General features: G+C 71.4%; 10 protein-coding genes. 9 read left to right on the top strand and 1 reads right to left on the bottom strand.

Annotated elements, in window-relative coordinates; translation table 11 throughout:
- Nucleotides 1-159 precede the first annotated feature (159 nt).
- From FB474_RS02835 to galK, 7 genes are all read left to right on the top strand, one after another.
- Nucleotides 160-1,527 (top strand): ABC transporter substrate-binding protein, encoded by a 1,368-nt coding sequence (locus tag FB474_RS02835; protein WP_141787279.1) that lies wholly within the window; start codon nt 160-162, stop codon nt 1,525-1,527.
- 66 nt (nt 1,528-1,593) lie between these two features.
- A complete protein-coding gene (locus tag FB474_RS02830; RefSeq protein WP_141787278.1) occupies nt 1,594-2,535 on the top strand; it encodes a carbohydrate ABC transporter permease in 942 nt (313 codons plus the stop codon).
- Nucleotides 2,532-3,437, top strand: a complete 906-nt coding sequence (locus FB474_RS02825) for a carbohydrate ABC transporter permease (protein ID WP_141787277.1) — start codon at nt 2,532-2,534, stop codon at nt 3,435-3,437. The genes FB474_RS02830 and FB474_RS02825 overlap by 4 nt, the downstream gene beginning before the upstream one ends.
- Entirely contained in the window at nt 3,434-5,470 is a 2,037-nt protein-coding gene (locus FB474_RS02820; protein ID WP_246092012.1) for a beta-galactosidase, read from the top strand. The genes FB474_RS02825 and FB474_RS02820 overlap by 4 nt, the downstream gene beginning before the upstream one ends.
- Entirely contained in the window at nt 5,471-6,274 is an 804-nt protein-coding gene (locus FB474_RS02815) for a DeoR/GlpR family DNA-binding transcription regulator (RefSeq protein WP_141787276.1), read from the top strand.
- Nucleotides 6,271-7,407: a galactose-1-phosphate uridylyltransferase gene (gene galT / locus FB474_RS02810; protein ID WP_141787275.1), complete on the top strand. Its 1,137-nt coding sequence runs from the start codon at nt 6,271-6,273 to the stop codon at nt 7,405-7,407. Before FB474_RS02815 ends, galT begins: the two co-directional genes overlap by 4 nt.
- Nucleotides 7,404-8,570, top strand: coding sequence for a galactokinase (gene galK, locus FB474_RS02805; protein ID WP_141787274.1), 1,167 nt, complete (start codon nt 7,404-7,406; stop codon nt 8,568-8,570). Before galT ends, galK begins: the two co-directional genes overlap by 4 nt.
- 53 nt (nt 8,571-8,623) lie before the next feature.
- Here galK and FB474_RS02800 read toward each other — a convergent pair whose 3' ends face one another.
- Entirely contained in the window at nt 8,624-9,427 is an 804-nt protein-coding gene (locus FB474_RS02800) for an HAD-IIA family hydrolase (protein ID WP_141787273.1), read from the bottom strand.
- A gap of 107 nt (nt 9,428-9,534) precedes the next feature.
- Between FB474_RS02800 and FB474_RS02795 the strand changes: the two genes are divergently transcribed.
- Together FB474_RS02795 and FB474_RS02790 are read left to right on the top strand one after the other, a co-directional pair.
- Nucleotides 9,535-10,074 (top strand): methylated-DNA--[protein]-cysteine S-methyltransferase, encoded by a 540-nt coding sequence (locus tag FB474_RS02795; RefSeq protein WP_246092011.1) that lies wholly within the window; start codon nt 9,535-9,537, stop codon nt 10,072-10,074.
- Nucleotides 10,075-10,308: 234 nt separating this feature from the next.
- On the top strand, nt 10,309-11,106 hold the full coding sequence (locus FB474_RS02790) for a class I SAM-dependent methyltransferase (protein ID WP_221632414.1): 798 nt from the start codon (nt 10,309-10,311) through the stop codon (nt 11,104-11,106).
- Nucleotides 11,107-11,163: the final 57 nt, after the last annotated feature.

Below are 11,163 nucleotides of genomic sequence, written 5' to 3'. Positions count from 1 at the left end.
GAGCGACCCGGCCCATTGATAGTATTAGTTAAGATATGTGAACTTCAGGTGAAAGAATCTGTTGACTTTTGTTACCGGCACTTCCAAGATGCTCGGCATGAAGCGCCAGATCGGCGCACACGCCGGAGCCCCGGCGTCCGTCTCCTGCCTGAGGTGCCCATGAAGTCCACGGATCGTCCGGGCCGAGGCCGTCAGCGCGCGGTCGCGCTGCTGCTGGCCCTGCCCCTCGTTGCCACTGCCGCCTGCTCGAGCTCCGGCTCGGAGTCCAGCTCGGGGTCGGGAGGTGGCAGCACCGCCGCGGCCAGCAGCTGCAAGCCCGCCTCCGGCAAGGTCACGCTGCAGTTCTGGACCTGGGTGCCCGGCATGCAGCAGGTCGTCGACAAGTGGAACGCGGCCAACCCCGACATCCAGGTGCAGGTCAAGGAGACCCCCGCGGGCAACGCCGGCACCTACCAGAACATGTTCAACGCCCTGAAGGCCAACACCGCCCCGGACCTCGGGCAGGTGGAGTACGACTCCCTGGCCAGCTTCCGGCTGCAGAAGGGCCTGAAGGACATCAGCGGGTGCGCCGGCGTCAACGACGCCAAGGCGCAGTTCCCGGACTGGACGTGGTCGCAGGTCCAGATGGGCGGCCCCGGCGTCTACGCCATCCCCCAGGACATCGGCCCGATGGCCCTTTTCTACCGCAAGGACATCTTCGACAAGGCGGGCCTGAAGCCGCCGGCCACGTGGGACGAGTACGCCAAGGACGCGCAGGTCCTCAAGGCCAGGGGCGTCTACATCACCCACTTCCCGCAGCAGGACGCCAACTGGTTCGACGGCCTGCTGTGGCAGTCGGGCGCCAAGATCTTCGACATCTCCGGCAGCTCGGTGAAGGTCTCCCTGGACGGCAGCGACTCGACCAAGGTGGCCGACTACTGGCAGAAGCTCATCGACAACAAGCTCGTAGCCACCAACCTGCAGGGCTTCTCCCCCGACCTCTACAAGGCATGGGACACCGGCAAGGTCGCGACCTGGGTCTCGGCCGCCTGGGGCTACTCCACCATCCGCGACAACGCCAAGAGCAGCGCCGGCAAGTGGGCCGTGGCGCCCATGCCGCAGTGGCAGGCCGGCGACAACGCAGCCGGCAACTGGGGCGGCTCGACGACCGCAGTCTTCGGGCAGAGCCAGCACCCGGCGGAGGCGGCCAAGTTCGCCCTGTGGCTGAACACCAACCCCGAGGCCCTCACGCTCGAGAACTCCCTGGGCGGCCTCTACCCCGCGGCCAAGGCCGGCGCCGACCTGCCTGCGCTGACCAAGGGCGTGCCCTTCTACGGGGGACAGAAGGTGTTCGACGTCTTCAAGCAGGCGTCCTCGCAGGTCGACACCAACTTCCAGTGGGGTCCGGTGATGACCGACACCAACCGGTTCCTGAGCGACGGGTTCACCAAGGCCCTCAACGGCCAAGGCACCCTGGGTGAGGCGCTGAAGTCGGCCCAGACGCAGACCGTGTCCTCCCTGAAGTCGCAGGGCATCTCGGCCGGATGACCTGACCGGCGCGGGGGCGATGACGCCCCCGCGCCGCTGGTCCCGCCCGCGAACCATGGAGCAGCCATGACCGCCACGAACACTGCCGCCCAGCAGCTGACGGCTGGGCCGGAGCCGACCACCCCGCGCACCCGGCGGCGCAACCGCACCTGGCTGGCCTTCGTCCTGCCGTTCCTGGTGCCGTTCACGCTCTTCTACGTGGTGCCGATCGTCTACGCGATCTGGCAGAGCCTGTTCAAGACCCAGCGCACCGGCGGCCTCTTCGGGGAGTCGCACCAGGTGTTCGCGGGTCTGGAGCAGTACGCCAACGTCCTCGGGGACGACACCTTCCGCCAGGGCGTCCTGCGGGTGCTGCTCTTCGGCGTCGTGCAGGTCCCGGCGATGCTGCTGCTGGCACTGCTCATCGCCCTGGTCCTCGACTCCGCAGTGGCCCGGCTGCGCCGCTTCTTCCGCATCGCGTTCTTCGTCCCTTACGGCATCCCCGGCGTCATCGCGGCCCTGATGTGGGCGTTCCTCTACAGCCCCCAGCTGTCGCCGGTCGTGGACCTGCTCAACAAGGTCGGCACCGCGCCGGACTTCCTCGGCGCGAACCTCATCCTGTGGTCGATCGCCAACGTGGTGACCTGGACCTACACCGGCTACAACATGCTCATCATCTTCTCGGCCCTGCAGGCGCTCCCCCAGGAGGTCTACGAGGCCGCCCGGGTCGACGGTGCCGGTGCGCTGCGCACGGCGTGGAGCATCAAGATCCCGATGGTGCGCCCGGCGCTGGTGCTGACCGCGGTCTTCTCGATCATCGGCACGCTCCAGCTCTTCACCGAGCCGGTGGTCTTCCAGGCCATCTCGACCAACGTCACGAGCGGGTACACCCCCAACATGCAGGCCTACGCCGTGGCCGCCGCCAACAACTACCCGTTCTCCGCCGCCCTGTCCGTGATGCTGGCACTGGCCACGTTCATCCTGTCCTTCGGCTTCCTGCGCCTGACCCAGAGGAGGGCCGCCGCATGAGCGCGCCGGCGATCCAGCGCCCCGCCCCCACCACCGCCGCCCCCCGCCGCGGGCGCGGCCCCCGCGAGGCCAGCCGCGTCAGCGTCGCGGTGGCGGTGGTGTTCCTCGTCGCCCTCGCGGTCTACTTCCTGCTCCCGGTCTACTGGCTGGTCGTCAACTCCACCAAGACCCAGGGCGACCTGGTCAGCAGCAACGGCTTCTGGTTCGCCCACTTCGCCCTCCTGGACAACCTCAAGCACCTGTTCACCCGCGACGGTGGGGTCTTCCTCCGGTGGGCGCTGAACTCCCTGCTGTATGCCGGGCTGGGCGCCGCCGTGGGCACGCTGCTGGCGACGATGGCCGGCTACGGCCTCGCGAAGTACACCTTCCGTGGGCGGGAGGCGCTCTTCTCGGTGATCCTCGGCGGCGTGCTCGTCCCCGCCACGGCACTCGCCCTCCCCCTGTTCCTGCTGTTCGCCCGGGCCCACCAGACCAACACGTTCTGGTCGGTGTTCCTGCCCAGCATCGTGAGCCCGTTCGGGGTCTACCTGTCGCGGATCTTCGCCGCCGCCAGCGTCCCCGACGAGGTCGTGGAGGCCGCGCGCATCGACGGCGCCGGGGAGATGCGGATCTTCTTCACCATCGCCAGCCGGCTGATGGCCCCGGCGATGGTGACGATCTTCCTGTTCCAGTTCGTGGCCATCTGGAACAACTTCCTGCTCCCCCGCGTGATGCTGTCCGACCAGCAGCTCTACCCGCTGACCTTCGGGCTGTACTCCTGGCAGACGCAGATCGCCCGCGACCCCGCGCTGCAGACGCTGGTCATCGTCGGGTCGCTGGTCTCGGTGCTGCCGCTCATCATCGTGTTCCTGTCGCTGCAACGGTTCTGGCAGTCCGGGCTGTCCGCAGGGTCCATCAAGTGAGTGACGAGGTGAGGACGACGACGGCACCGACCGACTGGTCCGCCCTGCGCGGCGGGGCGGCACGCCTCGGCCTGGGCTGTGACTACAACCCCGAGCAGTGGCCGCGGGAGGTGTGGCGCGAGGACGTGCGCCTCATGCAGGAGGCCGGGCTGACCTTCGTCACCCTCGGCGTCTTCTCATGGTCGCTGCTCGAGCCCGAGCCGGGCCGTCACGACTTCGGCTGGCTGGACGAGGTGGTGGACCTCCTCGCCGGTGCCGGGATCCGGATCGACCTGGCGACCGCCACCGCCTCCCCGCCGCCGTGGCTGTCGGCGATGCACCCGGAGACGCTCCCGGTCGACCGCGAGGGCCGGCGCCTGTGGCCGGGCGGACGCCAGGCCTGGTGCCCCAGCTCCACGGTGTTCCGCGACCGCGCCGTCGCCCTGACCGCGGCGATGGCCGAGCGCTACGGGAACCACGAGGCCCTCGCCCTGTGGCACGTCTCGAACGAGTACGGCTGCCACAACGTCCCCTGCTACTGCGACACGTGCGCGGCCGGGTTCCGGCGGTGGCTGGAGCAGCGCTACGAGTCCGTCGCGACGCTCAACGACGCCTGGGGTACCGCCTTCTGGAGCCAGCGCTACACCGGCTTCGAGCAGGTGCTCCCGCCGCGGCTGGCCCCGACGCCGAGCAACCCCACCCAGGTGCTCGACTACGCGCGGTTCAGCTCCGACGCGCTGCTGGACCAGTTCCTCGCCGAGAAGCAGGTGCTGCGCGAGGTCACCCCCCACGTGCCGGTGACGACGAACTTCATGACGCTGAGCCACTTCCGTCACCTGGACTACACGCGCTGGGCGCCGCACCAGGACGTCGTCAGCACCGACCACTACCTGGTCGCGACCCAGCCGGAGGCCGAGGCCGAGCTGTCCTTCAGCGGGGACCTGACCCGCGGCCTGGCCGGCGGGAGGCCGTGGCTGCTCATGGAGCACTCCACCGGCGCGGTCAACTGGCAGCCGGTCAACCCCGCCAAGCCCCGCGGGCAGCTGCTGCGCAACGCGGTCGAGCACGTGGCCCACGGCGCCGACGGCATCGGCTTCTTCCAGTGGCGGGCCTCGAAGGCGGGGACCGAGAAGTACCACTCCGGGCTGGTGCCGCACGCCGGCACCGACAGCCGGCCCTGGCGTGACGTGGTGCACCTCGGTGAGGTCCTCGGTCGCCTCGGCGAGGTCGCCGGGAGCCGGGTCGAGGCCCGGGCGGCGGTGCTGTGGGACTACGAGTCCGGCTGGGCCACCGACCAGCCCTCGCACCCGAGCGAGCTGGTGCGCTACGGGGAGGACGCCCACGCCGTGCACGCCGCGCTCCTCCACCGCGGGGTCGCCGCGGACGTGGTCCACCCCGGCGCGGACCTGAGCGGCTACCAGCTCATCGTCGTGCCCACGGTCTACCTGTGGCGCGAGGAGTGGACCGGTCCGTTGCAGCGGGCCGTCGAGGCGGGAGCCCGGGTGCTGGTGACCTTCTACTCCGGGATGGTGGACGAGAACGACCACGTCCGGCTCGGGGGCTATCCGGGCGCGCTCCGGTCGCTGCTCGGCATCCGGTCCGACGAGCTGTGGCCGTTGATGCCCGGGGAGACCAGCACGCTCGACAACGGCCTCACCGGGTCGGTGTGGGCCGAGCAGCTGCGACTGGAAGGCGCCGAACCGCAGGCCTGCCACACGGCCGGCGACCTTGCCGGGGTGCCGGCGATCACGCGGCACGCGGTCGGCGAGGGGGCTGCCTGGTACCTCGCGACACGGCTGGGCCCGGCGGACCTCGACGACCTGGTCGCGCAGGTCCTTGCCGACGCCGGCGTCGAGGCCCCGGTGCCGGCGCCCCGCGGCGTCGAGCAGGTCCGGCGCATCGGTGACGGCACGTCGTACCTTTTCCTCATCAACCACGGCGACGGACCGGTGTCGGTGCCGGTGACGGGTCACGACCTCGTCAGCGCCACCGATGTCGACGGCCGGCTCGAGCTGGCCGCCGGGGGCGTCGCCGTCATCAGGGAGGGCAGCTGAGTGCTGGCACGCCAGCGGCAGGAACGCATCCTGGACGAGGTCCGAGCGCACGGAGGCGTCCGGATCAGCGACCTCGTGGACCTGCTCGACGTCTCGGACATGACGGTCCGGCGGGACATCGAGCAGTTGTCGGCGCGCGGCCTGGTCGAGCGGGTGCACGGCGGGGCGGCGGCGGTCGGCGGTCGCAGCGCCGAGGAGCCGGGCTTCGTTGCCAAGTCCGCCCTGGCCCAGCAGCAGAAGCAGGCCATCGCCCGCGCCGCGGCCCGGCTGATCTCCCCCGGCGAGACCGTGGCCATGTCCGCCGGCACCACCACCCTCGCCGTGGCGCAGGAGCTGCTGGCCGTCCCTGACCTGACGGTCGTCACGAACTCCCCGCCGGTGGCGGACCTCATGCATGACCCGGGCCGACCCGACCGCACGGTCATCCTCGTCGGCGGCGTCAGGACACCGTCGAACGCCCTGGTGGGGCCGGTGGCGGTGGCCGCACTGCGCACGCTCCACGTCGACACCCTGATCCTGGGCATCCACGGCATGACCGAACGCGCCGGCCTGACCACACCCAACCTCGTCGAGGGCGAGACCGACCGCGCCCTGGTCGAGGCGGCCCGGCGAGTGCTGGTCGTGGCGGACCACAGCAAGTGGGGGGTCATCGGGCTCTCCACGATCGCCGACCTCGCCGACGTCGACGTCCTGGTCAGCGACGCCGGGCTGACGTCGACCGCCCGCGAGAGCCTGTCGGCCGTCGTCGGCTCCCTCGTCATCGCCGACGACGAGGACATCCACGAAGACGGAGGAGATGCGTGACCCACCCGTTCCGGCGCACCGCGACGCGGCTGGCCGATGGACGCGACCTGATCTACTTCGACGACACCGAGCCGTGGCTGAGCGGCACGTCCGACCGCGAGGCGGTCGACGAGCGCCCCCTGGGCGAGCGGTCCCCGGCCGGCACGATGCGTCGCGACGCGCTGACCGGCGACTGGGTCGGGATCGCCGGCCACCGCCTGGACCGCACGTTCCTGCCGCCGAAGGACGAGTGCCCGCTGTGCCCGACCGGCCGCGGCAGCGCCCCCTCGGAGATCCCGGCCCACGACTACGACGTCGTGGTGTTCGAGAACCGGTTCCCCTCCTTCGCGCCCGTCGCCACCCCCGCCTCCGAGCTGCCCTCCGGGCGCGACCCGCTCTTCGCGGAGGCGCCGGCGCTGGGGCGGTGCGAAGTCGTCTGCTTCACCTCCGACCACGGCGCGAGCTTCTCCTCGCTCTCGCCGCACCGGGCTCGCACGGTCGTCGAGGCCTGGGTGGACCGCACCCGTGAGCTCTCCCGCGACCCCGACGTCGAGCACGTGTTCTGCTTCGAGAACCGCGGCCAGGAGATCGGCGTGACCCTGCACCACCCGCACGGGCAGATCTACGCCTACCCGTTCGTGCCGCCGCGCACCGCTCAGCTGCTCGACCGGGCCCGGGCCCACCACGCGAGCACCGGGCGGCTGCTCGGCGCCGACATCCTCGACGCCGAGCGCAAGGACGGCTCGCGCATCGTCCTCGAGGGCGAGCACTGGAGCGCCTACGTCCCGTTCGCCGCGCGCTGGCCGGTCGAGGTGCACCTCGCCCCGCACCGGGACGTGCCCGACCTGGTCGCGCTCGAGGACGCCGAGAAGGACGAGCTGGCCGAGGTCTACCTCGAGCTGTTGCGCCGCCTGGACCGCTACTACGTGAAGAAGAACGGCTCCCCGGTGACCCTGCCCTACATCGCCGGCTGGCAGCAGGCGCCGGTCCGGGAGGGCCGGGACGTGTCCCGGCTGCACCTGCAGGTCATGTCGGTGCTGCGCTCGCCCGGCAAGCTGAAGTACCTTGCGGGCTCAGAGTCCGGCGTCGGCGGCTGGGTCAACGACGTGCCGCCGGAGCGGGTCGCCGAGCGCCTGCGGGAGGTCGCCACGTGAGCCTGTGCACCGAGGTGGCCACCACGTTCACCAGCCGCTTCGGCCTCACCGCCGACGGGGTCTGGTCCGCTCCGGGCCGGGTCAACCTCATCGGCGAGCACACCGACTACAACGCCGGGCTGTGCCTGCCGATCGCCCTGCCCCAGCGCACGTATGTCGCGGCCCGCCGCCGCCTGGACCGTCGCCTGCGGCTGTGGTCCGGGCAGGCCGACGAGCCGGTGGACGTCCAGCTCGACGAGGTGGCACCGGGCCACCCTGGCGGCTGGGGCTCCTACGTCGCCGGCGTGCTGTGGGCGCTGGAGGAGGTCGGCCACCCCGTAGGCGGGCTCGACCTCGTCGTCGACAGCGAGGTGCCGGTGGGCGCCGGGCTGTCGAGCTCGGCCGCGCTGGAGTGTGCGGTCGCCTCGGCCGTCGCCGACCTCTTCGAGCTCGACCTCACCGCCGACGACGGCGGCCGCGCGGCCCTGGCTGCGGTGTGCGTCAACGCCGAGAACACCATCGCCCAGGCGCCCACCGGCGGCATGGACCAGGCGGCCGCGATGCGCAGCCGTGAGGGTCACGCCCTGCTGCTGGACTGCCGCGACGGCTCGGTCGAGCACGTGCCGTTCGAGCCCGAGACGCGCGGGCTGGCCCTGCTCGTCGTCGACACCCGCGCCGAGCACTCCCTGGTCGACGGGCAGTACGCCGAGCGCCGCGCCAGCTGCGAGCAGGCGGCCCGCGAGCTGGGTCTGGCCTCGCTGCGGGAGGTGCCCGCCCACAGGCTGGAGGAGGCGTTGACCCGGCTGGGCGACCCGGTCGTGCGGGCCCGCACCCGGCACGTGGTCAGCGAGATCGCCCGCGTCGAGCAGTCGGTGGAGGCCCTGCGCCGCTGGCGGATCCGCGAGCTGGGCGCCATCTTCGACGCCTCGCACGCCTCGATGCGCGACGACTTCGAGATCTCCTGCCCCGAGCTGGACCTGGCCGTGGACACCGCCCGGGCCCGCGGGGCGGTCGGCGCCCGGATGACCGGCGGCGGCTTCGGCGGCTCGGCCATCGCCCTGGTGCCGTGGGGCGACGAGGACGAGGTCGGCGAGGCGGTGGTGGAGGCGTTCGAGGACGCCGGCTTCCGCACCCCCCGCTACTTCGCCGTGGACGCCAGCGGCCCCGCCGGCCGGGACGCCTGAGCGCGCCGGCGCCGTCCGGTCACCGCGGCAGGTGACCACACGGCATACCGGGGTCAGGCCGGCGGCGGGGCGAGCTCGTCGATGAGGTCGACGAGGTCGGCGACCGAGTCCACGACCCGCGTCGGGCGGTAGGGGAAGCGCTCGACCTGCTCGGCGCGGGTGGACCCGGTGAGCACGAGGATGGTGCGCAGCCCCGCCTCGAGGCCGCTGATGACGTCGGTGTCCATGCGGTCGCCGATCATCACCGTGGTCTCGGAGTGCGCGTCGATGCGGTTCAGCGCGCTGCGCATCATCAGCGGGTTGGGCTTGCCGATGAAGTACGGCTCGACGCCCGTGGCGCGGGTGATCAGCGCGGCGACAGAGCCGGTCGCCGGCAGCGAGCCCTCCGGCGACGGGCCGCTCGGGTCGGGGTTGGTGGCGATGAAGCGGGCGCCCTTCTCGATCAGGCGGATCGCCTTGGTGATCGCCTCGAAGGAGTAGGTGCGCGTCTCGCCGAGCACGACGTAGTCGGGGCTGCGCTCGGTGAGCACGTAGCCGACCTCGTGCAGCGCCGTGGTCAGGCCCGCCTCCCCGATGACGTAGGCCGAGCCGTGGGCGCGCTGGTCGTCCAGGAACTGCGCGGTCGCCAGGGCCGAGGTCCAGATCGCCGACTCGGGCAGGTCGATTCCGCTGGCCAGCAGGCGGGCCCGCAGGTCGCGCGGGGTGAAGATCGAGTTGTTGGTCAGCACCAGGAAGCGCCGGCCGGACTCGATCAGCTTGGTCACGAAGTCTGCCGCCCCGGGGATGGCGCGCTCCTCGTGGACGAGCACCCCGTCCATGTCGGTCAGCCAGCAGTCGATCGGCTTGCGCTCGGTCATGGGCGCCATCCTGTCAGGCCCGGCATGCCGGGTCGCCGGGTCGCGGTCGGTCGGCAGGTCGCCGGGGTGGTCGCGGCACTGTCGGGGGCGGGCGGGATGCTGGTGTCGTGCGAAGCGAGCCGGTGAAGTTCACGGTGCAGACACCCCTGCCCTGCGGGCCGGTCGACGTGACCGTGACCGACGTGGGCGTCGCGCGGCTGTCCTTCTTCGGCGACCGCGAGCGCGCGGTGACCGGTCCTGCTGCCGGCGACGACCCGCGCGTGGCCCGCGTCCGGGCGGCGCTGGCCGACTACTTCGCCGGCCGCACCCGCGGGCTGGACCTGCCGGTCGACTGGCGGCACACGTCCGGACCGCAGCGGGAGGTGCTGCGCACCCTGCACGCCCAGGTCGGCTTCGGCGAGACGGTGACCTACGGCGACCTGGCCCGGCGCAGCGGGGCGTTCGAGGACGACCCCGAGCCGGCCATGGTGCCGCGCACGGTCGGCACGATCATGGGCTCCAACCCGGTGCCGCTCGTCGTGCCCTGCCACCGGGTGGTGGCCAGCAACGGCCTGGGCGGGTTCACCGGTGGCCTCGCCATCAAGCAGTGGCTGCTCACCCTCGAGGGGGTCCTCGCCCCGACCCTGGACTGGTCACCCGCGGACTGAGGCGTGCACGGACGACGCCTTCTGGCTCGGCCTCAGCAGCTGGAGGGCGGTAAAGCCACATCCGTGCGTCGCTGGTCGCTGTTCTGGTGTGACAGGAGGTCGGGCCGGGTGGGAAACCTGGTGGAGCCGGAGCGACCGGGAGTGGTTGGCTGCTCGATACGCCGCTGACACGGTGCGCAAGGCAGGTGTGGCAGGGCGCGGTCGTCCACCCCGCGTGTTGTCGAGCTGACGGAGGTGATCACGGTGGCTGGTTATGGGGCGCTTTCCGACGTGTACGAGTGGCTGATCGGGGACGACAAGTTGACCCCCGCCAAGGCAGCCGCGGTTTACGACAGCGATGTCGTGGGCTCTCTGCCGCCCAACGCGCACATCCTCGACTGTGCTTGTGGGACCGGCCAGCTCGCGGTTGGCCTCGCGGGTCTCGGCCTGGACGTGGTCGCGGCAGACGCCAGCGGCGGGATGGTTCGCCGGACCCGGGAGCTCGCCGACGAGATGGGTGTCTCGCTGCGGACCCTTCACGCCAGCTGGGATGAGCTGCCCGACCACCTCGATGCCTCGACGTTCGACCTGGTGTTCTGCGTGGGCAACTCGCTGGGTCACGCTGAAGGCGCGTCCGGCCGGTTGGCTGCACTGGCCGCGATGTCACGGCTCCTGAGTCCGGGCGGACGCCTCGTGCTCACGTCACGCACGTGGGAGCTCGTGCGCTCCAGCGGCTCGCGGCTGGACACCCGAGATCGACTCATCCGCCGCAACGGCCGCGATGCGGTCGTCACCTACTCCTGGCAGATCGAGGAACGCTGGGAGCAGGAGCACCACCTCGAGATTGCGGTCGCACAGGTCGAGCCGGATGGGTCGGTCCGGGCCTGCACGGAGCGGTTGTCGATCTGGCCATTCCGGTACGAGGAGCTCGTGGCGGAGCTGCAGAGCGTAGGGCTCACGGTCGAGACCACCACGTTCGACCCCGATGCCGAGGGATACATGGTGGTCGCAAGGAGCGAACAGGTGCCGGTCACGTCTGAGCGGTCACGCTGACCCACGTTCCGCCATCGTCATTGTCGTGTCCGGCGTGACCGCCGGGCCTGCCCTGGC

It is taken from the genome of Oryzihumus leptocrescens, from assembly GCF_006716205.1.
GTDB classification, from domain to species: Bacteria; Actinomycetota; Actinomycetes; order Actinomycetales; family Dermatophilaceae; genus Oryzihumus; species Oryzihumus leptocrescens.
Note: the sequence above shows the minus strand (reverse complement) of the source record. Positions and strands in the feature narration are given on the sequence as shown.

What these genes read in the sequence shown, in the direction of transcription:
- FB474_RS02835 (WP_141787279.1), top strand. Translation starts at nt 160, where the DNA reads ATGAAGTCCACGGATCGTCCGGGCCGAGGCCGTCAGCGCGCGGTCGCG.
- FB474_RS02830 (WP_141787278.1), top strand. Translation starts at nt 1,594, where the DNA reads ATGACCGCCACGAACACTGCCGCCCAGCAGCTGACGGCTGGGCCGGAG.
- FB474_RS02825 (WP_141787277.1), top strand. Translation starts at nt 2,532, where the DNA reads ATGAGCGCGCCGGCGATCCAGCGCCCCGCCCCCACCACCGCCGCCCCC.
- FB474_RS02800 (WP_141787273.1), bottom strand. Translation starts at nt 9,427, where the DNA reads ATGACCGAGCGCAAGCCGATCGACTGCTGGCTGACCGACATGGACGGG.